This is a genomic window from Flexivirga oryzae, assembly GCF_014190805.1.
GTDB classification, from domain to species: domain Bacteria; phylum Actinomycetota; class Actinomycetes; order Actinomycetales; family Dermatophilaceae; genus Flexivirga; species Flexivirga oryzae.
Map to the genome: position 1 here is coordinate 2318207 of NZ_JACHVQ010000001.1, position 24385 is coordinate 2342591.

18 protein-coding genes and 1 riboswitch are annotated in these 24385 nt (G+C 69.4%); of the genes, 10 read left to right on the plus strand and 8 right to left on the minus strand.

Annotated elements, in window-relative coordinates; genetic code table 11:
• The first annotated feature begins 35 nt into the window (after nucleotides 1-35).
• From FHU39_RS10960 to FHU39_RS10975, 4 genes are all read left to right on the plus strand, one after another.
• Nucleotides 36-1262, plus strand: coding sequence for an acetyl-CoA C-acyltransferase (locus FHU39_RS10960; RefSeq protein WP_183320364.1), 1227 nt, complete (start codon nucleotides 36-38; stop codon nucleotides 1260-1262).
• Nucleotides 1262-3373, plus strand: a complete 2112-nt coding sequence (locus tag FHU39_RS10965; protein WP_183320365.1) for a 3-hydroxyacyl-CoA dehydrogenase NAD-binding domain-containing protein — start codon at nucleotides 1262-1264, stop codon at nucleotides 3371-3373. The genes FHU39_RS10960 and FHU39_RS10965 overlap by 1 nt, the downstream gene beginning before the upstream one ends.
• 296 nt (nucleotides 3374-3669) lie before the next feature.
• Nucleotides 3670-5202 carry a helix-turn-helix domain-containing protein gene (locus FHU39_RS10970; RefSeq protein ID WP_183320366.1) on the plus strand — a complete coding sequence of 511 codons (1533 nt, stop codon included), beginning with the start codon at nucleotides 3670-3672 and terminating at the stop codon, nucleotides 5200-5202.
• A 10-nt stretch (nucleotides 5203-5212) separates the two neighbouring features.
• Complete coding sequence (locus tag FHU39_RS10975) at nucleotides 5213-6001, plus strand: glycerophosphodiester phosphodiesterase family protein (protein WP_343065822.1); 789 nt, start codon at nucleotides 5213-5215, stop codon at nucleotides 5999-6001.
• 517 nt (nucleotides 6002-6518) lie between these two features.
• Here the strand turns inward: FHU39_RS10975 and FHU39_RS10980 are convergent.
• Nucleotides 6519-8018 carry a DEAD/DEAH box helicase gene (locus FHU39_RS10980; RefSeq protein ID WP_183320367.1) on the minus strand — a complete coding sequence of 500 codons (1500 nt, stop codon included), beginning with the start codon at nucleotides 8016-8018 and terminating at the stop codon, nucleotides 6519-6521.
• A gap of 181 nt (nucleotides 8019-8199) precedes the next feature.
• Nucleotides 8200-8784, minus strand: a complete 585-nt coding sequence (locus tag FHU39_RS10985; RefSeq protein WP_183320368.1) for an alpha/beta hydrolase — start codon at nucleotides 8782-8784, stop codon at nucleotides 8200-8202.
• Nucleotides 8785-8961: 177 nt separating this feature from the next.
• On the opposite strand from FHU39_RS10985, the gene FHU39_RS10990 reads away from it, so the two are divergent.
• Nucleotides 8962-9990, plus strand: coding sequence for an FUSC family protein (locus tag FHU39_RS10990; protein ID WP_183320369.1), 1029 nt, complete (start codon nucleotides 8962-8964; stop codon nucleotides 9988-9990).
• A gap of 6 nt (nucleotides 9991-9996) precedes the next feature.
• Here FHU39_RS10990 and FHU39_RS10995 read toward each other — a convergent pair whose 3' ends face one another.
• Nucleotides 9997-11100 (minus strand): ROK family transcriptional regulator, encoded by a 1104-nt coding sequence (locus FHU39_RS10995; protein WP_183320370.1) that lies wholly within the window; start codon nucleotides 11098-11100, stop codon nucleotides 9997-9999.
• A 95-nt stretch (nucleotides 11101-11195) separates the two neighbouring features.
• On the opposite strand from FHU39_RS10995, the gene FHU39_RS11000 reads away from it, so the two are divergent.
• On the plus strand, nucleotides 11196-12479 hold the full coding sequence (locus FHU39_RS11000; protein ID WP_183320371.1) for a YbiU family protein: 1284 nt from the start codon (nucleotides 11196-11198) through the stop codon (nucleotides 12477-12479).
• A 92-nt stretch (nucleotides 12480-12571) separates the two neighbouring features.
• Here FHU39_RS11000 and FHU39_RS11005 read toward each other — a convergent pair whose 3' ends face one another.
• Both FHU39_RS11005 and dxs read right to left on the minus strand, forming a co-directional pair.
• Nucleotides 12572-13663, minus strand: coding sequence for an aminoglycoside phosphotransferase family protein (locus tag FHU39_RS11005; RefSeq protein WP_343065823.1), 1092 nt, complete (start codon nucleotides 13661-13663; stop codon nucleotides 12572-12574).
• Nucleotides 13660-15534: a 1-deoxy-D-xylulose-5-phosphate synthase gene (gene dxs / locus FHU39_RS11010; protein WP_183320372.1), complete on the minus strand. Its 1875-nt coding sequence runs from the start codon at nucleotides 15532-15534 to the stop codon at nucleotides 13660-13662. Before dxs ends, FHU39_RS11005 begins: the two co-directional genes overlap by 4 nt.
• Before the next feature lie 132 nt (nucleotides 15535-15666).
• A riboswitch (TPP riboswitch) is annotated at nucleotides 15667-15770 on the plus strand.
• On the opposite strand from dxs, the gene FHU39_RS11015 reads away from it, so the two are divergent.
• The 3 genes from FHU39_RS11015 (at nucleotide 15760) to FHU39_RS11025 (ending at nucleotide 18499) form a co-directional block, all read left to right on the plus strand.
• Nucleotides 15760-16389, plus strand: coding sequence for an ECF transporter S component (locus FHU39_RS11015; RefSeq protein WP_183320373.1), 630 nt, complete (start codon nucleotides 15760-15762; stop codon nucleotides 16387-16389). It overlaps the preceding riboswitch by 11 nt.
• Nucleotides 16386-17810 (plus strand): ATP-binding cassette domain-containing protein, encoded by a 1425-nt coding sequence (locus FHU39_RS11020; protein WP_183320374.1) that lies wholly within the window; start codon nucleotides 16386-16388, stop codon nucleotides 17808-17810. Before FHU39_RS11015 ends, FHU39_RS11020 begins: the two co-directional genes overlap by 4 nt.
• Nucleotides 17807-18499: an energy-coupling factor transporter transmembrane component T gene (locus FHU39_RS11025; RefSeq protein ID WP_183320375.1), complete on the plus strand. Its 693-nt coding sequence runs from the start codon at nucleotides 17807-17809 to the stop codon at nucleotides 18497-18499. Before FHU39_RS11020 ends, FHU39_RS11025 begins: the two co-directional genes overlap by 4 nt.
• 7 nt (nucleotides 18500-18506) lie before the next feature.
• Here the strand turns inward: FHU39_RS11025 and FHU39_RS11030 are convergent, their stop codons facing one another.
• Complete coding sequence (locus FHU39_RS11030; protein ID WP_183320376.1) at nucleotides 18507-19850, minus strand: C39 family peptidase; 1344 nt, start codon at nucleotides 19848-19850, stop codon at nucleotides 18507-18509.
• Nucleotides 19851-19988: 138 nt separating this feature from the next.
• Complete coding sequence (locus FHU39_RS11035; RefSeq protein ID WP_183320377.1) at nucleotides 19989-20951, minus strand: helix-turn-helix domain-containing protein; 963 nt, start codon at nucleotides 20949-20951, stop codon at nucleotides 19989-19991.
• A gap of 160 nt (nucleotides 20952-21111) precedes the next feature.
• Here FHU39_RS11035 and FHU39_RS11040 point away from each other — a divergent pair, with 160 nt between their 5' ends.
• Nucleotides 21112-21543, plus strand: a complete 432-nt coding sequence (locus tag FHU39_RS11040) for a hypothetical protein (protein ID WP_183320378.1) — start codon at nucleotides 21112-21114, stop codon at nucleotides 21541-21543.
• Nucleotides 21544-21628: 85 nt separating this feature from the next.
• On the opposite strand, the gene acnA is transcribed toward FHU39_RS11040, so the two are convergent.
• A complete protein-coding gene (acnA, locus tag FHU39_RS11045; protein WP_183320379.1) occupies nucleotides 21629-24301 on the minus strand; it encodes an aconitate hydratase AcnA in 2673 nt (890 codons plus the stop codon).
• Between the last annotated feature and the right edge of the window lie 84 nt (nucleotides 24302-24385).

Here is a 24385-nt window from a genome sequence, read left to right on the forward strand (position 1 = left end):
GACGCTGTCAACTCGTCTCACCTTCGGGAGGCACCGTGCCCCGCACGCTCTCTGAGGTCGTCTTCGTCGACGGTGTCCGCACACCGTTCGGCAAGGCCGGGGAGAAGGGCATCTACGCCCAGACCCGCGCCGACGACCTGGTCATCAAATGCATCCGTGAACTTCTCCGTCGCCAGCCCGACCTCGACCCGGCCAAGGTCGAGGAGGTCGCGATCGCCGCCACGACCCAGATCGGCGACCAGGGCCTGACCCTCGGCCGGGTGGCCGGCCTGCTCGCGGGCCTGCCCAAGTCCACGCCCGGCTACTCGATCGACCGCATGTGCGCCGGTGCGATGACCGCGGTGACCAACACCGCGTCGAGCATCGCGTTCGGTGCCTACGACATCGCGATCGCCGGCGGCGTCGAGCACATGGGCCGCCACCCGATGGGTGAAGGTGTCGACCCCAACCCCCGGATCATCGCCGAGAAGCTCGTCGACCCGTCCGCCCTCGTCATGGGCGAGACCGCCGAGAACCTGCACGACCGGTTCCCGGAGATCACCAAGGAACGCTGCGACGCGTTCGCCGTCGGCAGCCAGGACAAGCTGGCCAAGGCGTATGCCGACGGCAAGATCCAGCCCGACCTGGTGCCGGTGGCCACCCGGCACGCCGAGAAGGGCTGGGGACTGGCCACCGTCGACGAACCACCGCGCCCCGGCACGACCGTCGACGACCTGGCCCAGCTGAAGACCCCGTTCCGCCCGCACGGCAACGTGACCGCGGGCAACGCCGCCGGTCTCAACGACGGCGCCACCGCGTGCCTGCTCGCGTCCGAGCGGGCCGCCACCGAGCTCGGCCTGCCGGTCGCGATGCGGTTGGTCAACTACGCGTTCGTCGGCGTCGAGCCGGAGGTCATGGGCATCGGCCCGGTCCCGGCGACCGAGAAGGCCCTGGAGCACGCCGGTCTCGACATCAGCGACATCGGGCTGTTCGAGCTCAACGAGGCGTTCGCCGTACAGGTGCTGGCCTTCCTGGACCACTTCGGCATCGCCGACGACGATCCGCGGGTCAACCTGTATGGCGGGGCCATCGCCACCGGTCACCCGCTGGCCTCCTCGGGCGTGCGCCTGATGACCCAGCTGTCCCGGCAGTTCGCCGAGCACCCCGAGGTCCGCTACGGCCTGACCGCGATGTGCATCGGCATCGGCATGGGCGGCGCGGTCATCTGGGAGAACCCGCACCACCAGGACTACGTCAGCAGCATCAGCGAAGGAGCCGCGTGATGACCGACACCGCAACACGCCCCCAGATCGACGAGGTCGTCACCCACGCGCACGTCCAGGATGTCGAACTCCCCGGCGGCGCAGGCACGTTCGCGCTCATCACGCTCGACAACGGCTTCGACCACACCAAGCCCAACTCGTTCGGACCCGGCGGGCTCGCCGAGCTGAGCAGTGTGCTCGACACGCTCACCGAGCGTGCGGGCAAGGGCGAGCTCGTCGGCGTCGGCATCACCGGCAAGCCGTTCATCTTCGCCGTCGGCGCCGACATCACCGGCATCCCGTCGATCACCGGCCGTGACCAGGCACTGGAGATCGCCCGCGCCGGACACGACACGTTCAGCAAGATCTCCGCCCTGTCGGTGCCCACGTTCGGCTTCATCAACGGCGCGTCGATGGGCGGCGGTGTCGAGATCGCCCTGTATGCCGACTACCGCACCATCTCCTCCGACGTGCCGGCCTACGCGCTGCCGGAGTGCTTCCTCGGCCTGGTCCCGGGCTGGGGCGGCACCTACCTGGTGCCGAACCTGATCGGCACCGAGAAGGCCGCGCAGCTGATCATCAAGAACCCGTTGTCGCAGAACCGGATGATCAAGGGCACGGACGCCCATCAGCTCGGGCTGGCCGACCGGCTGCTGCAGCCGGTGACCTTCCTGGAGGACTCGCTCGCCTTCGCCGCCCGGGTCATCACCGGTGCGGAGAAGGTCGAGCGGGTCGCGGTCGACACCTCCGAGGACGGCTGGAACGGTCCGCTGGACAAGGCACAGGCCGAGGCGGACGCGAAGACCGGCAAGGCGGCGCCTGCGCCGTACAAGGCCATCGAGCTGATGCGTGCGGCACGCACCGCGAGCCGCGAGAACGCCTTCGAGGCCGAGAACCAGGCGCTGGCCGACCTGATCATGACCGACGAGCTGCGCGCCGGGCTGTACGCCTTCAACCTGGTGCAGAAGCGCGCCAAGCGACCCGCTGGGGCGCCGGACAAGGCGCTGGCCCGCACGGTGACCAAGGTGGGCGTGGTCGGCGCCGGCCTGATGGCCAGCCAGATGGCGCTGCTGTTCGCGCGCCGGCTCAAGGTGCCGGTGATCCTCACCGACCTGGACCAGGAGCGCGTCGACAAGGGCGTCGCGTACACGCACGGCGAGATCGACAAGCTGCTCGTCAAGGGCCGGCTGTCCCAGGACGGCGCGAACCGGCTCAAGGCCCTGGTCACCGGATCGACCAGCAAGGACGGCTTCGCCGACGCCGACTTCGTGATCGAGGCGGTCTTCGAGGAGATGTCGGTCAAGAAGCAGGTCTTCGCCGAGGTCGAGGCCGTCGTCACCGCCGAGTGCGTGCTGGCGACCAACACCTCGTCGCTGGACATCACCGAGATGGCGTCGGAGCTGCAACACCCCGAGCGGGTCGTCGGCTTCCACTTCTTCAACCCGGTCGCGGTCATGCCACTGCTGGAGATCATCCGCGGCGACCGGACCGACGACCCGACCCTGGCGACGGCGTTCGCCACCTCGCGCGGGCTGGGCAAGACCAGCATCCTGGTCAAGAACAGCCCGTCGTTCGTGGTGAACCGGCTGCTCGGGCGGTTCATGGGCGACGCCGGCCGCATCGTCGACGAGGGCACCCCGATGGAGGTCGTCGAGCGGGCGTTCGCCGGGCTGACGCCGATGCCGCCGTTCATGCTGATCAGCCTGGTCGGGCCGGCGATCGCGCTGCACAACAGCGAGACCCTCGCGAAGGCGTTCCCCGACCGGTTCCACGTCTCACCCAACCTGGCGAAGATCGTGGCGGCCAAGATCCCGAGCTTCTACGGCAGCGACGGTGCCCTCGACCCGAAGGCGCTCGAACTGTTCGAGGCGCCGGAGTCACCCGTCGTGCTCACCGCCGAGCAGGTGCGCACCCGCGCGCTGGAGTCACTGGCCGACGAGGTGCGCCGGATGCTCGACGAGGGAGTCGTGCAGGCAGCCGAGGACATCGACCTGGCGATGATCACCGGTGCAGGTTTCCCGTTCTGGAACGGCGGCGTCACCCCGCTGCTGGACCGGACGGGCATCAGTGAGCAGGTGACCGGCACCCGGTTCCTCGCTCCAGGCGTTGCCTCCGTGGTCCGATCGAGCTGATCGAGTAGCGGCGCTCCGCGCGAGCTTGCGAGCCGGAGCGCCGCGTATCGAGACCCGCACGAGCTGGTCGAGTAGCGAGGTACGAGCGTATCGAGACCCCGCACGAGCTGGTCGAGTAGCGAGGTACGAGCGTATCGAGACCCCGCACGAGCTGGTCGAGTAGCGAGGTACGAGCGTATCGAGACCCCGCACGACATACCACGAGGTGTTCAATTTCGCCACCGAAATGGGCCCTGTGACGCGAATCGCGTGTCGCGGGGCCCATTTCAATCTCATATGTGAGCTACACTCGCGGAATGACCGATGACTACCTCTCCCGAGTCGGCACGCTGATCCGCGACGCGCGGCGGCACAAGAAGCTCACCCAGAGCGAGCTCGCCGAGGCGCTGCAAACATCGCAGAGCGCGGTCGCTCGCATCGAACAGGGCAAGCAGAACCTCAGCCTGGAGACCCTGGCCCGCATCAGCGAGGCGCTGGACACCGAGGTCGTCGCGGTGGCCTCCTCCACTCCCCTCAACCTGCGCATCAAGGGCGGCCGCAAGCTGTCCGGCGAGATCGACGTGCGCACCTCCAAGAACGCCGCGGTCGCCTGCCTGTGCGCCGCACTGCTGAACAAGGGCCGCACGACGCTGCGCAACCTGGCGCGCATCGAAGAGGTCAACCGGATCACCGAGGTGCTCAACTCGATCGGTGTCAAGACCCAGTGGCTGCCGGACAGCAGCGACCTGGAGATCGTCCCGCCGGCGCAGTTCGACCTGGCGGCGATGGACGAGACCGCTGCCCGCCGGACCCGCACCATCCTGATGTTCCTCGGGCCGCTGCTGCACCAGTTCGACGAGTTCCAGCTGCCCAACGCCGGCGGCTGCGACCTCGGCTCGCGCACCGTGGAGCCGCACCTGTTCGCGCTGCGGGCGTTCGGCCTCGACGTCGTCGCCTCACACGGCTACTACCACGCGAAGGTCGACCCGTCGATCCGCCCGCACAAGCCGATCATCCTGACCGAGCGCGGCGACACCGTCACCGAGAACGCGCTGTTCGCGGCGGCCCTGTACGACGGTGAGACCGTCATACACAACGCCAGCCCCAACTACATGGTCCAGGACCTGTGCTTCATGCTGGAGAAGTTCGGCGTGCAGATCGACGGTGTCGGCACCACGACGCTGCGCGTGCGCGGCGTCCCGGAGATCAACCAGGACGTCGAGTACCACCCGTCCGAGGACCCGATCGAGGCGATGACCCTGGTCGCCGCCGCCGTCGTCACCGAGTCGGAGATCACCATCCGTCGGGTGCCGATCGAGTTCATGGAGATCGAGCTGACGCTGCTCGAGGGCATGGGCATGAAGTACGCCATCGAGGGTGACGAGTACGTCTCGGCCAACGGCAAGACCCGGCTGATCGACATCACCACCAAGCCGGGTCCGTTGAAGGCGCCGAAGGACAAGATCCACCCGATGCCCTTCCCCGGCCTCAACATCGACAACCTGCCGTTCTTCGCGGTCATCGCGGCCTACGCGGAGGGCTCCACGACGCTGCACGACTGGGTCTACGAGAACCGCGCGATCTACCTCACCGAGCTCAACGCGCTCGGTGCCCGGGTGCACCTGATGGACCCGCACCGGGTGATGATCGAGGGCCCGACCAAGTGGCGTGCCGCCGAGGTGATGTCGCCGCCGGCGCTGCGCCCGGCCGTCGTCATCCTGCTGGCGATGCTGGCCGCACCGGGAGTCTCCGTGCTGCGCAACATCTACGTGATCGACCGCGGCTACGAGGAGCTGGACACCCGGCTCAACAAGCTGGGTGCCGCGATCCAGACCTTCCGGGACATCTGAGCGGGAGCCCGTGGCGCACACCGCGTTCTTCGACCATCCCGGCGTCATCGCGATGGCGCACCGCGGCTTCAGCAGTGGCGACCAGGTCCTGGAGAACTCCCTGGCCGCCTTCGGGGCTGCGGTCGACCTGGGCTACCGCTACGTCGAGACCGATGTGCACGCCACCAGCGACGGCACCCTGATCGCGTTCCACGACGATCGTCTCGACCGGGTCACCGACCGCTCCGGTGCCATCGGGGCGCTGCCGTGGAGCACCGTGCGCGAGGCGAAGATCGGTGGCACCCAGGAGATCCCGACGCTCGACGCGCTGCTGGAGTCGTGGCCGGAGCTGCGGATCAACATCGACTGCAAGACCGCCGCAGCCGTCGAACCGCTCGCCGAGGTCATCGAGCGGCACGCCGCCCACGACCGGGTGTGCGTCGCGTCGTTCTCCGACCGGCGCCGCCGGGCGGTGCTGCGCCGACTGTCGCGGCCGGTGGCAACATCCGGCGGCCAGTCGGTGATCGCACGGTTCGTACTCGGCGGCAGAGTGCCTGCCCGGGCGCGGGTTCCGTTGGGCGAGAGGGCACTTCGCGACGTCGACTGTCTGCAGGTCCCGGTCGCGGCGGGCCGGCTGCGGGTGGTGAGCGCGGCGACGCTACGGCGTGCACATCACGCAGGGGTGCAGATCCACGTGTGGACGATCGACGACGCCGACCAGATCCGGCAACTGCTGGACCTCGGCGTCGACGGCATCATGACCGACCGCGCCGACATCCTGCGTGAGGTGCTGGTCGAGCGCGGTGAGTGGGCCGACTGAAGGTCCGGGGTCCGGGGTCCGGGGGTCCGGGGTCCGGGGTCCGGGGAAGGCGTCGGTGCAGTGCGGTGCGCACAGGTCCCCCCAGTGGCGACTCCGGCACGCCGCGGGCCGAAAAACCGGTCATAGCTCCCCCCAGTGGCGACTCCGGCACGCCGCCACCCGGAAAGCCGTCCCGAAGTACCGACGGTCGCGCCCCCGGGACGCGAAATCGGTGCATCGGCGTCCCGAAGTACCGACGGTCGCGCCCCCGGGACACTCCGGGCCGAAAAACCGGTCATAGCTCCCCCCAGTGGCGACTCCGGCACGCCGTCACCCGGAAAACCGTCCCGAAGTACCGACGGTCGCGCTCCCGGGACGCGAAATCGGTGCAAAGCCGTCCCGAAGTACCGACGGTCGCGCCTACGGGACACGAAATCGGTCCATTGGCGTCCCGAACTACCGACGGTCGCGCTTCCGGGACGCGAAATCGGTGCAAAGCCGTCCCGAAGTACCGACGGTCGCGCGAAAAGGACGCCCGTCAGCGACGACCGGAGCTGAATGACGCCGCCGAGTGCGAGCCGCCGCCGGAACGACCGCCGCCCGACCGCGCGCCACCACCCGACCGTGCGCCTCCGCCCGACCGCGCGCCTCCACCCGAGCGCCCGTTTCCGCCCGACCGCCCACGCCCGGGGGCGCGACCGCCGCCGCGCGACGCGTTGGCCGTGCCCGAACCCGCGTCGCTCGCCGTGCGGCGACCGTTGTTCCGGTTGCGGCCACCGCTCGACTTCCGGTTGCCCGACCGCTGCGAGCCCGCCGCCTTCTGCTTGGGCTGCTGCGCGCCCGGCGTGGCGACGTAGCCGCCCTCCACCACCACTCGCTCCCCCGGGGCCAGCTCCCGCAACACGGGGTGATCGGTGTCGGCCACCTTGGTCGTGGTCGGCCGGATGCCGGCCGCCTTCGTCAGGCTGCGGACGTCACTGCGCTGCTCGTCGGTCATCAGCGTCACGACGGTGCCCTCGGCTCCGGCCCGGGCGGTGCGGCCCGAGCGGTGCAGGTAGGCCTTGTGCTCGGCCGGCGGGTCCGCGTGCACGACGAGCGCGACGTCGTCGACGTGTATGCCGCGCGCCGCGACGTCCGTCGCGACCAACGTGCTGGCGGCACCGGAGTGGAACGCGGCGAGGTTGCGGGTCCTGGCGTTCTGGCCGAGGTTGCCGTGCAACTCGACCGCGGCGACGCCCCGCTTGTTGAGCTGGCGGGCGAGCGCCTTGGCGCCGTGCTTCGTCCGGGTGAACACCACCGTGCGGCCGGGCGCCGACGCGAGGTCCGCCACCACCGGGACGCGCAGCTCACGTGTCAGGTGCAGGATGTGGTGGCTCATCTTCGCGACCGGCGACTGGGCCGAATCCGCTTCGTGTGTCACAGGATTGCGCAGGAACTCGCGCACCAGGACGTCGATGGCGTTGTCGAGCGTGGCGGAGAACAGCAGCCGCTGGCCGCCCTTCGGAGTCTGCCGCAGCAGCCGGCGAACGCCGGGGAGGAAGCCCAGGTCGGCCATGTGGTCGGCCTCGTCGAGCACGGTGATCTCGACCGCGTCCAGCGAGCAGTGGCCCTGGCTGATCAGGTCTTCGAGACGCCCGGGGCAGGCGATGAGGATGTCGACACCGTCGCGCAGGCCACGCACCTGCGGGTTCTGGCCGACGCCGCCGATGACGCGCAGCGTCCGCAGGCCGGTGGCCTGCACCAACGGTTGCAGCGCCTCATCGATCTGGGCGACCAGTTCACGGGTGGGGGCGAGGATCAGCGCGCGCGGCCGTCCCGCGGTGCGCCGGGTCTGGCTCTGCTGCAGACGCGCGACCAGGGGCAGCGCGAACGCATAGGTCTTACCGCTGCCGGTGCGGCCGCGGCCGAGCACGTCGCGCCCGGCGAGGGAGTCCGGCAGCGTCGCTGCCTGGATCGGGGTTGGGGTCGAGATGCCCTGCGCGGCAAGGATTTCGACAAGGCGTGCGGGCACGCCGGCGTGCTGGAACGATGTGGTCACGAAGGCTACATTCTGCTGGGTTGCCCCACCTCATCAGCCGACATCCTGGGTTCAGGGGCTGCGCACGGAGCGGACTCGACGTGCGGATCAACTCGTGGTGGGGACTGTGACGAGCCGATGACACGAGACTATCGGTTCAGGCATCGATGTGACCAATCGGCCGCACGTGACACCACTCACCTCAAAGGGATCCAGCGAACGCCCGCACCCTGTCGACGACGTCCATGTGCACCGCGTTGGACTCGCGCACCCCGCCGACCTCCATCCCGTGGTCGGCGCCCTCGACATACATCACCGCGCCGCTCGGGTGTGGCGCGTCGACGGGCCACAGCGGGTCGGCCGACCCTCCGATCGTCAGTTGCGGCGCCGGGTATGACGAAAGCGCTTCTCCCACAGCGGTATCCGTGAGGACCGGCGTGAGCCAGACAGCGGGCAGCCGCAATTGTGCAGCGACCGGCGCGGCATGCGTCCCGAGCGACTTGGCGACGACCAGTGTCCGGTCGGCCCGCGGCGCCTCACCCAGAGCGGACTGAAGTGCCGCGCACACGAAACCTCGATCGAGCGGCGGCCGATGCCAACTCACCGACTGCACGAACCAGCCGTCCTCGATGAGCCCGGAGCCGGTCCAGAAGAGCAGCGGAGCCTCGATCGGGTACGCGCGACCGGGCAGCACGATCACCCGTTTCTCGACATGGGCCGGGACCTTCGTACCGGGTGGCCAGGCTCCCGTACGCAGCCGATACGGGTTGGTCTCGTCGGTGGTCATCACACCTGGATATCCGGGGATCCGCATCGGACACAAGAGGATTTCCCGAATCCGGGCGGTGTCGGCGGAGCCACGCAGCGTTCGGACCGACGTCACGCTCCCGATCCCCGGCGTGAGGAGACAGACACTCGAAGTGGTCAGCACCATGCCGCGTGATTCGGTAAAATTGAACTGCCCATGAATGCCGCTGCCCCGAGTCCCCTGCGCGCCGCATTCACCTTCGGGCCGCACGCCGGAGCACATCGCGTCGCCGCCCGCGCCGGCATCTCGGTCTTCGTGCCGCTGCTGATCCTGGTGCTGATCGGCCGTTCCGAATGGGCGCCGTACGCCGCCTTCGGCGCGTTCACCTCCCTCTACGGCCGCCGCAGCGGGTATGCCGAGCGCACCGGCATGCAGGCGATGGCGGGCCTCTTCCTCACCGCTTCGGTGGTCCTCGGCACCGCGATCGCGCTCCTGCCCGAGAGCGCCTGGTGGGCGGTCCCGGGCGCGGCCCTGGTCGCGGTCGCCGGCCAGGTCGTCTCCACGGCATACCAGTGGCACCCTCCGGGGTCCATCTTCCTGGTCTTCGGGATCACCGTCAGTGCCTCGATCCCCGGCCGCGCGGAACTGGTGCCGATCGCCGCCGTCGTGGCCCTCGTCAGCGCCGGTTTCTCGATGGTGGTCGGCCGCATCGGCGCCCTCCGCGAGCCCGCCCGCCGACCGAGGGCCGTGGTGCCGGACGCCGACGTCCCGGCGGCCCTCCACGACCCGTTGCAGCGGGTCAAACTGCTGCGCCTGCTGGTCGGCATTCTCGTGGCGGGGACGATCTCCACCAGTCTCGGCGGATCGCACCCCTCGTGGGCGATGGTCGCCGTCGTGGCGACGTTGTCCGGACCGCGGCGCGACACCCAGATCGTGCGCGGCGTGCACCGCGTCGTGGGCACGCTGGCCGGTGTGCTGGTCGCCTGGCCGCTGCTCGAGACGCATCCGTCGCCGATCGCGATCGTCGTGCTGATCATGGTGCTGCAGATGGCAGCGGAGCTGCTGGTCGGCCGCAACTACGCGATCGCGCTGCTCGCCATCACCCCGCTGGCACTGTTGATGGGCGAACTCGCCGCACCACGACCCATCGACTCACTGCTCACCGACCGAGCCGCCGAAACCGCACTGGGCGCACTGATCGCGCTGGCCATGCTCGTGCCGTGGCGGCAACTGCGGCACCACTGAACCTCGTCACTCAACCGGTCGCGTCGCGGCATTCGAAACCCAACTACGCAGCGCCGCCACAGCACCGTCCCGCACTCCCGCCGCGGCCGGGTCAGCGACCTTCGCACGCTTCAGCGCGACCGGCCGCGGACAGTCCCGCAGCGCCTCCTCCAGGCATGGCACCGCCGCGTCTCCCCACGGCCCGGCGACGACCACGAATGCCGGATCGGTCAGTCCGACGAACGCACCGACCACCCCGCTCAGCGCGCGGCCGAGCACTGCGGCCCGGCGTGGATCGGCCAGTTCCCGGTGCACGGCGGCGACGTCGATGGCTGTCGAATCACGTTGCCGGAGCTTCATTTCCGCGAAGACCTCGGTGATCGGCATCGCCCTCCCGCCGGGCCCGGAGACGATCACGTGCGCCACCTCACCAGCGAGTCCCTGATGACCGCGTCGCACCGCTCCATCGGTCACGACGGCACCGCCGAGCCCGGTGCCGAGGTGCAGATAGCCGAAGTCATCGCTGCCCGGCCGCGCCGCCGACTCGGCCCGGGCCGCCCAGTTCACGTCGTTGCCGACCAGCACCTCGCCCCCGATGTATGGCGCCAGCGTCCGGCGTGCGTCGAGTGATCCGACGAGGAACGGCGCGTCGGGCAACTCCACCAACCGGCCGTCCGAGCGCCGTACCGGGTCGGCGGCACTCACCGCCGCGGCACGTACTGGGACGTCCGACGCCGCCGTCACCGAGCTGACCGCCTTGCGCAGCGCCGCTGCGACCGCGCGCGGATTGTGCGCGCCCGACAGAGCCACTTCACTTTCGTCGAGGGTCGCCCCGGACACCGCGAGGGTGGTCGCGCGGACACCGGTCGCGTCGATCGTGACGGCCAGCCCGGCACCGGCTTCCGGACGGATCGCGACCAGGCTGGCGGATCGACCTGCACCGCGGCGGAGTTCCCCGGTTTCGGCGACCAGGCCGCGGGCCTGGAGCCGGCGCACGCTCTCCGAAGCCGTCGGCTTGGAGAACCCCCCGACGGCCGCGAGCTCGGCCCGGCTGCGCGGCCCGTCATACAGCAGCTCGAGCACCTGCTGGTCGGTCAGCGCGCGCAGCACCTCCGGTGGAGCACTCGTCATTCCACAACCTCGCCTTCGTAAGGACCCTTGCCTATTGTGCCCGACAACGCGTACTCTGTCTTGGTAAGGACATCTTACTAACTAGGAGACAGGCAATGCCGACCGCGACACTCCCACCGCTTCCCCAGTGGCCGACTCCCCCGTCTGACCTCGGTGGCGCCATCCGCGAGGTCAAGCTCGCGCTGCGCCGGCGCATCGAGGCTTCCGGGCGAAGCGTCGAGGAGGTCTTCGACGTCGTCGAGCGGCGCATCGCGGCCCGGGTCGCCGAGATCAAGGAGATCCAGCAGTCCGGCGGAAACCCTTGGCCGGTCATCGAATTCGATGAGGTCGCGGATCCGGCCAACCACGCTCGACTCCATGAGCTGCTCCGCCGCCGTGGCTGCGCCGTGATCCGCGGCCACTTCCCCCGCGAGCAGGCCCTGGCCTGGGACCAGGGCATCGTCGACTACGTCGAGACGAACCACTTCTTCGAGAACTACCGCGGTCCCGGCGACGACTTCTTCGGCTCGGTCGGCTCCAAGCCCGAGATCTACCCGATCTACTGGTCCCGGCCGCAGATGGCGGCGCGCCAGAGCGACCGGATGGCGACCGTGCAGTCGTTCCTCAACCACGCGTGGCGCAGCGAATCCGAGGGCCGGCAATGGTTCGACCCGGACCGTGACTCCCTCTACCCGGACCGCATCCGGCGCCGGCCGCCGGGTGCCGACTCCGCCGGGCTGGGCACCCATCTCGACCCCGGAACCCTCGACCTGTGGATGACCCGCACCAACCAGCAGGCGTTCCGGCACCTCTTCGACGGCTCGGTCGAGCAGTACGACCCGTGGGACGCGGCCTACCGCACGATCGGTAATCAGTACCCCGGGAGCACGATGTGCTCGGCCTTCCGCACCTTCCAGGGCTGGACCGCCCTGTCGGACATGCGACACGACCAGGGTGTGCTGCAGACCGTGCCGATCCCCGAAGCCATGGCCTACCTCATGTTGCGCCCGCTGCTGGAGGACGTGCCCGAGGACGAGATGTGCGGAGTGGCCACGAATCAGGTCTTCCCGGCCGGTTGGAAGTGGCAGCCGCTGCTCATGGATGCCCTGAGCGGTCTGCCCGACATACAGGCCGGTGACTCGGTCTGGTGGCACTGCGACATGATCCACGGCGTGGATTCGGTGCAGGACCAACAGGGTTGGGGCAACGTGATGTACATCCCCGCCGCGCCCTGGTGCCCTCGCAACGCGGAGTATGCCGTCTCCGTCCGCGCCGCGTTCGCCGCAGGCGACAGCCCGACCGACTTCCCCGCCGAGCACTACGAGCGCGACTGGGCGGACCGGTTCACCGAGGAGGAACTGAACGACACCGGTCGCCGCGGGCTGGGCCTCGTCGACTGACGGCTCACCCAGCGGTTGACGGTCGAACCGGCGGTTGACCCCGATATTGCGCCGTCAGCGGGCGGTCGGGCCGTCAGCGGGCGGTCGGGCCGTCAGCCGTCGCTCCCCGCGTCGACCGGTGCCGGCAAGTCCACTCCGGTCACCGCGCACACCTGCCGCACCGCCGGGTCGATGACCTGCGGCGCCCATTGCGCGCGCTCCGCGTCGGTCGCATGGCCGAGTGCCCGCTCCATCGCACGGATGCGCGCCAGCTGGGCGAGCAACAGCGCGTCCGGCAACAGTTCCTTGAGGCGCGCGCTCGGCACCAGGTCGGCCCACGCCGACACATAGGACCGGACCAGGCGCGCGTCACGCTCGGGATCGGCCGGCAGGCCGAAGTGGTATGACGGTCCCTGCAGCGCAATCATCAACGAGCACAGCGGGTTTCCGACATAGGCATCGCCCCAGTCGAAGAACCGGGAGTCGTGTATGGCGGCCGCGGACCCGTCCACGCAGAACACGTTGCCGGCGTGCAGGTCGTTGTGCTGGATGGTGTCCGGCAACCCGGAGTCGGCCAACCGCGCAGCGGCCGCACGCACCGGATCTTCGGTCCCGGGCAACGCGGCGCCGTACCCCGCGAGCCAGTGCTCGACGAGCTCCGGCGAACTCCAGCGCGGCACGCCACCGGCGACCAGATCGTCCACGACGTCGACCGATGCCCGCTGCAGCCGGGCATAGCGCCGCAGCACACCGGACCACAGCCCGACGATGCTGTCGGCATCGGCGACCTCACGCAGTTGCCGTCCCTGGTCCGGCATCAGCAACCAGCCACGCTCCTCGTCCGACGCCCAGACCTCCGGCAACCGGTCGGGCGCCACCTTCGCCAGCACCCGGTAGATCACCGGCTCCGGCGACGTGCTCGGCGAGCACGCCTTGAACCACGCCCGTCCCGCCGAGGTGTCGACCACGAGTTGGGTGGACCAGGCACGCACCCGCGGCTGGCGCGGAGTCACCGGCACCCGGGTCAGCCCGCGGCGCTCGAGCGACTCGTCGATCCAGCGGGTCGCCTCACGACGCCACGCATCGGTCTGCCACAACGCAGAAGTCGGCTGCGCGATCTCGATACGCTCCTTCGTCGCTACTCGATCCGCGGACGTCGCTGCTCGATCCGCGGACGGCGCTGCTCGATCCGCGCCCGCTGTCACGCGTGCGCGGTGAGCCGCGCGATCAGCTGCGTGCCGATGACGTCGGGTGTCAGGCCGATCGCCTCGAGCACCTGCCCGCGCGAGGCGTGGTCGAGGTATTCCTTCGGAATGCCGAAGGTGTGCACCTGCGCCGGGACGTCGGCGACCCGCAGGCTGTGCGCGATCGCGACGCCGATGCCGGAGGTCACCAGGTTGTCCTCGATGACCACGACATGCTGCGCCGTCCGGGCCAGCCGCACCACGTCGTCGGACACCGGGAGCACCCAGCGCGGGTCCACGACCAGCGCCGAATGCCCCTGTGCCTCAAGCTTCTCCGCGACCTGCAGGGCCGTCGGGCACATCGCGCCGACACCCACGATCAGCACCTGCGGGTCGTCCGCGTCGTGCAGCACGTCCAGTGTGCCGTCGGAACGCACCGCGGCGAGCGGCTCGGCGACGTCGCCCTTGGGGAAGCGGAGCACCGTCGGTGCGTCGTCGACGGCGACGGCCTCGCGCAGCTGAGCCTTCACCTGCTCCCCGTCCCGTGGCGCCGCCAGCCGCAGCCCGGGCACGATCGAGCAGATCGACATGTCCCACATGCCGTTGTGCGACGGGCCGTCCGACCCGGTGACGCCGGCCCGGTCGAGCACGAAAGTGACTCCCGCGTGGTGCAATCCGGCATCCATCAGCATCTGGTCGAACGCGCGGTTGAGGAAGGTCGCGTAGACCGCTACCACCGGGTGCATGCCGCCGTACGCGAGCCCGGAGGCCATCGTCACCGCGTGCTGCTCGGCGATGCCGACGTCGATGACCCGCTGCGGGTACTTCTCGGCGAACTTGTCCAGCCCGACCGGGATCATCATCGCCGCGGTGATCGCGACCAGGTCGGGGCGCTCCTTGCCCAGCCGCACCATCTCGTCGCTGAACTCGTCGGTCCAGATCCGTCCCGCCACCTCGAAGGGGAGGCCGGTCTCCGGGTTGATCTTGCCGATGCCGTGCATGTGGTCGGCCTCGTCGTCCAGCGCCGGCTGGTAGCCGCGGCCCTTCTCGGTGATGACGTGCACGATGCACGGCGCACCGAACGAGCGGGCGCGCCGCAACGCCTGCTCGACCGCGGCCTCGTCGTGGCCGTCGACCGGCCCGACATACTTGATGCCGAGGTCCTCGAACATCCCCTGCTGCGGGTAGACGATGTCCTTGATGCCGCGCTTCACCCCGTGCAGCGTCTCGTAGACGATGTCGCCGACCACCGGCGTGCCCCTCAGCGTCGTCTTGCCCCAGTCGAGCATCCGCTCGTAGTTGCGGGTGGTGCGCAGCGCCGCCAGGTGGTCGGCGAGCCCGCCGATGGTCGGCGCGTAGCTGCGTTCGTTGTCGTTGACCACGATCACCAGCGGCAGATCCTGCTCGACGGCGATGTTGTTGATGGCCTCCCACGACATACCGCCGGTGAGCGCGCCGTCACCGATCACCGCGACGGTATGCCGGTTCCGTTCCCCCGCGAGCACCCGTGCCTTGGCGATGCCCTCGGCCCAGGACAGCGACGACGACGCGTGCGAACTCTCCACGATGTCGTGCTCGGACTCCGCCCGCGACGGGTAGCCGGACAGACCGCCCTGCTTCTTCAGTTTGGAGAAGTCGTGCCGCCCGGTGAGCAGCTTGTGCACGTAGGACTGGTGGCCGGTGTCGAAGACGATCGAGTCCTTTGGCGACTCGAAGACGCGGTGCAGCGCGATGGTGAGCTCGACGACGCCCAGGTTGGGCCCGAGGTGGCCGCCGGTCCGGGACACCGAGTCGACCAGGAACTCGCGGATCTCCACCGCCAGGTCGTCCAGGCGATCCGCGGGCAGCCGCCGCAGGTCCTCGGGTGACGAGATCGTCTCGAGCAGTCCCACGTCGTTCGCGCCTTCCAGTCCTCGGGTGTCCGTCGGTCGAGTCTACGCGTCGGTAGATGCTCCCCTGGTCAAGGACGCCTCGGGCGGGCCGTCGGTTGCATCGCAGAACACTGGTAGCGTTGCAGGCACACAAACCACCGACAGGGGAGCGCTTCGGCGCTGAGAGTGCGGCCCCGCCGCAGACCCTTGAACCTGCTCCGGTTAGCACCGGCGAAGGGAGTCCACATGGCTACTGTCAGCGCGCCCACCGAACGGGCGAAGATCACGTCGCTGCTCAGCTATCGCACGATCGACCTGGTCACGGTCGCCACCCTCGGCGTCGCGTCCGGTGTCGTCTTCTGGGCCTGGTCCCAGGCCTGGAACGGCATCAGCACGCTCGCCCTCTTCACCGCTCCCCCGGTGCTCGGCCTGCTGGCGGGGCCGTGGCTGATCGCCGGTGTGCTCGGCGGCCTCGTGGTGCGCAAGCCGGGTGCGGCGCTCGCCGCCGAGCTGATCGGCGCCGCCGTCGAGATGCTCATCGGCAACCAGTGGGGCACCAGCACCCTCATCTCCGGCCTGCTGCAAGGGCTCGGCGTCGAGGTCGTCCTGGCGCTGCTGCTCTACAAACGCTTCGGCGTCGTGGCGGCAGCTCTGGGCGGTGCGCTCGCGGGCGCGTTCGAGATCTTCTACGAGTGGCACAGCTACTACTCGGCGTGGACCTGGAACTACAAGCTGGCCTACCTGGGCTGCACGATGCTCTCCGGCGCGCTCCTGGCCGGCGTGGTCGGCTGGCTGCTGGTGCGTGCGCTGGCCGCCACCGGTGTCCTGGACGCCTTCGGCGCGGGTCGTGAGCACCACGCCCGCAACGCGGTGTGACCGGCGCACACGCCAGGTTCTGCGGCTTCGGCTGGCGCCCGCTGGGGCGCCGGGACGAGGTCATCAGCGGGCTCGACCTGAGCTTCTCCCCCGGCGAGATCGTGCTGCTCGCCGGCGGCAGTGGCGCGGGTAAGTCGACGCTGCTGCGTGCCCTGGCCGGGCTGCTCGGCGAGGCGGTCCCGGGCGACCAGACCGGCACCGTCGAGGTCGATGCCCCATCCGGGTTGCTGCTGCAGAACCCCGCCGACTCGCTGGTCGCGGCCACCATCGGCCGCGAGGTCGCGTTCGGGCCGGAGAACCTCGCCCTGCCGCGGGAGGAGATCTGGCGGCGCGTCCACGACGGGCTCGCCCGGGTCGGGCTGCGGTATGACGTGCAGCGTCCCACCTCCGCGCTCTCCGGTGGTGAGCTGCAACGCCTGGCGCTGGCCGGCGTGCTCGCCATCCGGCCGGGGCTGCTGCTGCTGGACGAACCGACCTCGATGCTGGACGACGACACCGCCGAGCACGTCCGGCACTGCGTCCTGCAGGCGGCCCGCGCCGCCGGTGCGACGACCGTCGTGGTCGAGCACCGCATCGGTCCCTGGCTGCCCCACTGCGACCGCGTCGTCGTGCTCGAGCGGGGCGAGGTCATCGCCGACACCACGCCGGCGGTCTTCACCGCGGATCACACCCGGCGCATGCTCGACGCCGGCGTGTGGATGCCGGGCGTCCCCGACCCCTCCCCGGTCACCGTCGACGCCGCCTGGGTGACCCCTGCGCAACCCGGCCCGCAGCTGCGCGCCGAGTCCGTCCAGCTGGACCTGAGGGTGCGCTCGTTGCAGGGCAGCACCACCCACCGCGCGCTGGACCGGGCGAGCACGACCCTGCTCCCCGGCCGGGTGACGGCACTGGTCGGGCCCTCGGGCGCGGGCAAGTCGACCCTGCTCGCCGTCTTCGCCGGGCTGCTGCCGCCGACCAGCGGCACGATCGAGGGCGCGGAACCACCGTTCGCCCGCCGTCGCTCGAAGGCACTCGCGGCCGCCGCCGGCTTCGTCCCGCAGAACCCCGAGCACGGCTTCCTGCGCACGACGGTCCGCGACGAAGTGGCGTGCACGGCAACGGCTCTGGGCCGCTCGGTCGACGTGGACGGTCTGCTCGAGCTGATGCGGCTGGACCACCTCGCGGGCGCGAACCCGTTCCAGCTGTCCGGTGGTGAGCAGCGTCGGCTGGCCGTGCTGGCGGCCCTGGCGCACCGCCCCGGTGTGGTGCTGCTCGACGAGCCCACCGTCGGCCAGGACCGGCACACCTGGGCGGCCGTGACCGGTTGGGCACTGGCCGCACGGGACGCCGGCGCGACCGTCGGTGTCGCCACCCACGACGGCTCCGTCGTGCGCCGGGCCGACACCGTCATACAGCTCAAGGCTGGGGAGGTCGTCGGATGAAACACGTGCTGCCCCAGGCGAATCCGCTCGCTCTGCTGACATTCGGGTTCACCGCGGTGGTCGGGTCGTTCCTGATCGGTCGGCCGGTGGCGGCTGCGGTCGTCGTCGCGGTGTATGCCGTCCTCGCGCTCGCGTGTGTCCCCTCGTGGCGGCCGCTGCGCTGGCGGCTGTTCGCGGTCGGCTTCGCCGCTGTGTCGCTGTGGTGGTCCTCGTGGCTGCTCGGCGGGCACGACGTCTCCATCGCCACGACGGCCGCCGGACGAATCCTGGTGCTCGCGCTGCCGGGCGCGATCGTCGCGGCCTTCATCGACCCGATGCGCTTCGGCGACGCGTTGGCCCAGAACCTCCGGCTGCCGGCGCGATTCGTCGGCGCGTTCACCGCGTCGCTGACCCGCTTCGACCGGCTCGGCGAGACGTTCGACCAGTTGCAGCGCACCCGCCGGATCCGTGGCTTCGGCCCGTCCCGCAACCCGATCTCGCGGGCAGCGACCACCGCGCCGCTAACCTTCGGGTTGCTCGTGACCGCCATGCGGGGAGCCACCCAGCTGTCGCTCGCGATGGACTCGCGCGGCTTCGCGACGGCGCAGCGGCGCAGCTGGGCGCAGCCCTCGCCGTGGCGCCGCGGGGACACGCTGATCGTCGCCGCGGCGGTGCTGGTGACGATCGTCCTCCCGGTCGCCCTGCGGTGACCGCGACCTACCAGTTGGCCTCGTGCGGAGCGCGGGGCAGCCGCCACCGCGCCGGGTGGTTGAGGTAGACCGTGCCGCCGCTGTGCGGGACCCAGACGTTCTCGAACTGCCCGCGCTTGTAGGTGACCCGGACCTGCTTGTCGTCGGCGATCAGGTGGGACGCCGGGTCGTTCATCACCGGGTCGCCGTCGGCGGTGAAGCCGACCAGCACCATCAGGTGCCCGTTGGTCGAGTAACCGGCACCGTCCAGCTCCGAACTCTTGAACGACACGGAGGTGATCACCGGCATCCCGGCGGCGATGAACGGCTCCGCCTCGGCCAGGCTGCGCAACCGGGTCACGAAACCCTCCAGCCCGAACCGGGAGGTGTAGGCCGTGTTGAACGGCCAGTTGCCGCACCCCTCGTACACATAGTCGTAGGTGTTGCGGGCTGCGTAGTCGACCTGCGGGTCGGCGTATGACGGGTCCACCCACGACAGGTCCGCGGCGTTCGGGCCGCGGCGCCACCAGGCCAGCACCATCGACGACGACGTCGGTGAGCACCACGCCTCTCCCCCGTTGTCCCACTGCGGATACTGCCCGACGTGCGTCTCCTGGGAGAAGGTCGGGACGTCGAGGATGACCTCGCGGCCGAGGGTGAACGTGCTCTCCGGCACGGTCGGGTCGTCCGGCAGCGCCGACGAGACGGCCCCGAGGAAGCGCACCGTCGGTGTCAGCCGCGAGCGATGCGGGCGCAGCAACTGGACGCGCAGCTGGAAGGCGACGAACGTGTGGTCGTTGAGCAGGTGCAACGTGTCGGTCCACACCGTCGCGTAGTCGGTGCCCTGCCCGTCCAGCGACTGACGCTGGATCGCGCCGCCCTGCTCGGTGTCGTTGCTGCACCACCGGCCGAGCACGAACCAGTCGGACAGCGTGCCGTCCTCGGCGCGCCCGCGGACGTTGACCTCGATCCAGGTGCCGTTCGGTGTGTCGGCGTTCCAGGAGGAGATGAGTTCGGTCAGGCCGAAGCCGTTGGTGCGCCAGGGTGCGGTCCAGGTGCTGACGTCATACAGCTTGGTGGGCGCGTTCTCGACTGTGGGGTCTGCGAATTCGCGGGTGCCGGCCGGTCGGGAGATGCGCAGGCCGTGCTGGTCGAAGTGCACGCCGCGACACTCACCGTGTGCCCAGTCCCGCGCGCTCGAGAAGCGGTGGTAGCGGATGTGCCGGTCGCTGTCCCCGTCCGCTCCGGCTGCGGAGGCCACGGGCGCCCCGAAGAGCAGCGCACCACCCGCCGCCACACCCCCCAGCATCACCTGGCGGCGGTTCGGCGCCGGCAGCTTGTCGGTGGTGATCAACCCGGAACGATCGGACATGGGACGGACTCCTTCGAGTCTCGGGGTGAGTGATGACCACTTCCAGTCTTGCGTAAAGGAGCACCGGAGATGTCAGATCTGCGCAAACTGTTTCCGCGGGTCGCACTCCCGATCATTGCCGGTCGTCGGCATCAACTCTCACCACTCCCATCGAATCCCGTGGACACCTGCGAGCGGCCGTTGTGCGGTCACCACGACAGCACCCCAGTCGTTCACCGTGAGCTCGCCGACGATGTTCTCGGTCCCTCGACCGAAGTTCGGCCGGTGGACCTGGACGACTCGCCGAGGTCGCACAGAAGGGTCGAAGCACACCTCCAAGGTGAACGAGGGGCCTGGGCCGTCAAAGCCTTTCAACGCGCACCGCGATGGTGGCTCCGGGGCACCTTCCGTCGGCGCATATCGCACCGTGGCTTCGTAGAAGTAGGTTTCACCAACGGCCAGCTCGCGATCGAACAGTACTTCCATCAGACGGACCGGAGGCTCGCTCAGCGATCGGTGACTCCCTTCGTGGGCGTTGACCAGGTCGTGCAGAGTCAGCCGCCCGACATCCTGATCCGTGCTCGACTGCACCTGCAACACATCACGATCCACCCCGAACCCGGTGGCGCGCAGCACGACCCGTTGCTCCAGGCCGACGATGATTTTGCCGGCGTTGACGGTCAGCCGGTTGAACAACACCACGTACTCGGCACGATCCACAGCACGATCCGTCGGACGCGTCATCTGTCGCCGTACCTCGCGGCGAAAGCGCCTCAGCCGACCGAGACCGGACGCGCCTGGTTGTCGTCCGCCGCCGAACATCGCGTCGCTGGCCCGTTCCCAGGCCGTCGCCCAGTCGCGGGCCTCTCGTGGCGTGGCTCCCAGCGCTTCGACGATCCGGTCCAGAGCATCGGCGGGAGGGAACGACCTGCCGCGAATGTACGTGTGGAGGGTGGAAGTGGGGATCCCACTCAGGCGACCGAGAGTGGCCAGGGGAACCCGCCGCCGGCCCGAGCCGACGGCCGCCCGCCGACGCAGTAGCTCCAGCTGGAGCACCAGATCGTTCTGGTCGAAGATCGCCGCAGGGTCGACGGCGTGACCATCGAGTCCTTCCGCGCCCATGGCTCATCCAACATCGTGCGAGCGGCGCCGTGCACGGATATCCAGGAATTTCCAGTTCGAGACGCGGCCCTCCCTATCGGTACGACGATACGGCTGGGCAGCGCCGAAGCTGCTCGCGCGGCACCCGTCGCGCCCGACCATCAGGGGAAGGAATCGAATCATGCGCAACCTCGCGACAGGCCTCGTCCGGGCCGGTCTTGTTGTTGGAATCGCGGCCGGAGGCGCAGCGCTCGCCGCACCGGCGACCGCCGCATCGGGACCGTCGTACCACGGCTGTCCGTACGGCGCAGTATGTGTCTACCCGGGCGGCACCGGCTTCAACCATGACCACCCGAAGTACGTCTGGTACTCATATGCGGGTCACAACATCTACAACGAACTCGGCACGAATCGGATCGTCAACAACCAATCGGCAAATGCCGGCTTCGGGCTGTGTCGCTACTCGAACGGCACGGGAGGTGTTGTCGACGTGGCCCCGTGGCCGATCGAGAACTACTCACCGAGCTACGAGGATTTCCACGCGAAGTTGGTGAACTCGGTGGATCTGCGCCCGGAGTCCCAGATCGGGGCGAACACCATCTGCCATCGCTGAAGACGCAGGACGAGAGCAACGGGAAGCCCCGCCGAACAAGTTCGGCGGGGCTTCCCGTTGCTGTGCGATGTGCCGGAGCGACGACTCAGTCCACCAGGGACCGGAGCACGTACTGCAGGATGCCGCCGTTGCGGTAGTAGTCGGCCTCACCGGGTGTGTCGATGCGGACCACCGCGTCGAACTCGACCTTGCTGCCGTCCTCCTTGGTGGCGCTCACGTGGACGGTCGGCGGGATGCCGCCGTCGTTCAGTGCGGTGACGCCGTCGAAGTCGAACGTCTCGGTGCCGGACAGGCCCAGCGACTCGATGTTCTCCCCGTCCGGGAACTGCAGCGGCAGCACGCCCATGCCGATCAGGTTGGACCGGTGGATGCGCTCGAACGACTCGGCGATGACGGCGCGGACGCCGAGCAGCACGGTGCCCTTGGCGGCCCAGTCACGCGAGCTGCCGGTGCCGTACTCCTTGCCGGCGAGCACGACCAGCGGGATGCCGGCCTTCTCGTAGTTCTGTGCCGCGTCGAAGATCGTCGTCTGCTCGCCGCCGGCGGTGAAGTCGCGGGTGAAGCCGCCCTCGACGTCGTCCAGCAGCTGGTTGCGCAGCCGGATGTTGGCGAAGGTGCCACGCACCATCACCTCGTGGTTGCCGCGCCGCGAACCGTAGGAGTTGAAGTTCTTGCGCTCGATGCCGTGCTCGGTGAGGTACTTGCCGGCAGGGCTGTCGGCCTTGATCGAGCCGGCCGGGCTGATGTGGTCGGTGGTCACCGAGTCACCCAGCTTGGCCAGCACGCGCGCTCCGTGGATGTCCTCGACCGGCTCGGGCGTCTTGCCCATGCCCTCGAAGTACGGGGGCCTGCGCACGTAGGTCGACTCGGCGTCCCACTCGAAGATGTCGCCCTCGGGCGTCGGCAGCGACTGCCAGCGCTCGTCACCGGCGAACACGTCGGCGTAGTCCTTGATGAACATGTCGCGGTCCATCGAGGTGGCGATGGTCGACTCGACGTCGGCCGGGTTGGGCCAGATGTCCTTGAGGAACACGTCGTTGCCCTGCTGGTCCTGGCCCAGCGGGTCGGTCTCGAAGTCGAAGTTCATGGTGCCCGCGAGCGCGTAGGCGATGACCAGCGGCGGGGAGGCCAGGTAGTTCATCTTCACGTCGGGGTTGATGCGGCCCTCGAAGTTGCGGTTGCCCGAGAGCACCGACACGGCGGTGAGGTCGTTGTCCTGGATCGCCTGGCTGATCTCGTCGGCCAGCGGGCCGGAGTTGCCGATACAGGTGGTGCAGCCGTAGCCGACCAGGTAGAAGCCGAGCTTCTCCAGGTAGGGCCACATGCCGGCCTTGTCGTAGTAGCCGGTCACGACCTGCGAGCCGGGCGCCATCGACGTCTTGACCCACGGCGGGACCGTCAGGCCCTTCTCGACGGCGTTCTTGGCCAGCAGGCCGGCGGCCATCATCACCGACGGGTTGGAGGTGTTGGTGCAGCTGGTGATCGAGGCGATCACGACAGCGCCGTCCTTCAGGCCGTATGCCGCGCCCTCGGCGGGCGTCACCTGCACCTCGCGGTAGTCGCCCTGGACGCCGTAGTTCTTGATGTCCAGGTTGAACTGCTGCTTGGCGTCGGCGAGCACGATGCGGTCCTGCGGACGCTTGGGTCCGGCGATCGACGGCACGACGGTGGACAGATCCAGCTCGAGCCGCTCGGAGAAGCGCGGCTCGACGCTCGGGTCGTGCCAGAGGCCCTGCTCCTTGGCGTAGGCCTCGACGAGCGCGACCTGGTCGTCCGGACGTCCGGTGAGCCGCAGGTAGTCCAGGGTCACGTCGTCGACCGGGAAGATCGCACAGGTGGAGCCGAACTCGGGGCTCATGTTGCCGATGGTGGCGCGGTTGGCCAGCGGCACCGAGGCGACGCCATCGCCGTAGAACTCGACGAACTTGCCGACCACACCGTGCTCGCGCAGCATCTGGGTGATGGTGAGCACGACGTCGGTCGCCGTTGCGCCGGAGGGGATCTCGCCGGTCAGCTTGAAGCCGACGACGCGCGGGATGAGCATCGACACGGGCTGGCCGAGCATGGCGGCCTCGGCCTCGATGCCGCCGACGCCCCAGCCGAGCACGCCGAGGCCGTTGACCATCGTGGTGTGGCTGTCGGTGCCGACGCAGCTGTCCGGGTAGGCCTGCACGACGCCGTCGTTCTCCCGGGTCATGACGCCACGGGCGAGGTGCTCGATGTTGACCTGGTGGACGATGCCGGTGCCCGGCGGGACGACCTTGAAGTCGTCGAACGCGGTCTGCCCCCAGCGCAGGAACTGGTAGCGCTCGCGGTTGCGGCCGTACTCGATCTCGACGTTCTTCTCGAACGCGTCCGGGCGCCCGGCGACGTCGATGATCACCGAGTGGTCGATGACCATCTCGGCGGGAGCCAGCGGGTTGATCTTCTTGGCGTCACCGCCGAGGTCGCTGACCGCCTCACGCATGGTTGCCAGGTCGACGACACAGGGCACGCCGGTGAAGTCCTGCATGATCACGCGCGCCGGGGTGAACTGGATCTCCGTGCTCGGGTTGGCGTTCTCGTCCCACTGGCCGACCGCGTTGATGTGGTCCTCGGTGATGTTGGCGCCGTCCTCGGTGCGCAACAGGCACTCGAGCAGCACCTTCAGGCTGAACGGCAGGTTCGTGCTGCCCTCCACCTTGTCCAGGCGGTAGATCTCGTAGGACTTCTCACCTACGGCGAGCGTGTCCTTCGCTCCGAAGCTATTGGTGCTCATGCTGATCGCCGACTCCTTCGTCTCTGGCACTCGTGGACGGCTTTATCTTGACGTCAAGATAAGTTAATCACACGCCGTGGCAGG

Bases quoted from the DNA above. Each gene is read 5' to 3' on its own strand.
- FHU39_RS11015 (WP_183320373.1), top strand. From the start codon at position 15,760: ATGGCTACTGTCAGCGCGCCCACCGAACGGGCGAAGATCACGTCGCTG.
- FHU39_RS10995 (WP_183320370.1), bottom strand. From the start codon at position 11,100: ATGACGAGTGCTCCACCGGAGGTGCTGCGCGCGCTGACCGACCAGCAG.
- FHU39_RS10965 (WP_183320365.1), top strand. From the start codon at position 1,262: ATGACCGACACCGCAACACGCCCCCAGATCGACGAGGTCGTCACCCAC.
- FHU39_RS10990 (WP_183320369.1), top strand. From the start codon at position 8,962: ATGAATGCCGCTGCCCCGAGTCCCCTGCGCGCCGCATTCACCTTCGGG.
- FHU39_RS11025 (WP_183320375.1), top strand. From the start codon at position 17,807: ATGAAACACGTGCTGCCCCAGGCGAATCCGCTCGCTCTGCTGACATTC.
- FHU39_RS11040 (WP_183320378.1), top strand. From the start codon at position 21,112: ATGCGCAACCTCGCGACAGGCCTCGTCCGGGCCGGTCTTGTTGTTGGA.
- acnA (WP_183320379.1), bottom strand. From the start codon at position 24,301: ATGAGCACCAATAGCTTCGGAGCGAAGGACACGCTCGCCGTAGGTGAG.
- FHU39_RS11030 (WP_183320376.1), bottom strand. From the start codon at position 19,850: ATGTCCGATCGTTCCGGGTTGATCACCACCGACAAGCTGCCGGCGCCG.
- FHU39_RS10970 (WP_183320366.1), top strand. From the start codon at position 3,670: ATGACCGATGACTACCTCTCCCGAGTCGGCACGCTGATCCGCGACGCG.
- FHU39_RS10985 (WP_183320368.1), bottom strand. From the start codon at position 8,784: ATGACCACCGACGAGACCAACCCGTATCGGCTGCGTACGGGAGCCTGG.
- FHU39_RS11000 (WP_183320371.1), top strand. From the start codon at position 11,196: ATGCCGACCGCGACACTCCCACCGCTTCCCCAGTGGCCGACTCCCCCG.
- FHU39_RS11035 (WP_183320377.1), bottom strand. From the start codon at position 20,951: ATGGGCGCGGAAGGACTCGATGGTCACGCCGTCGACCCTGCGGCGATC.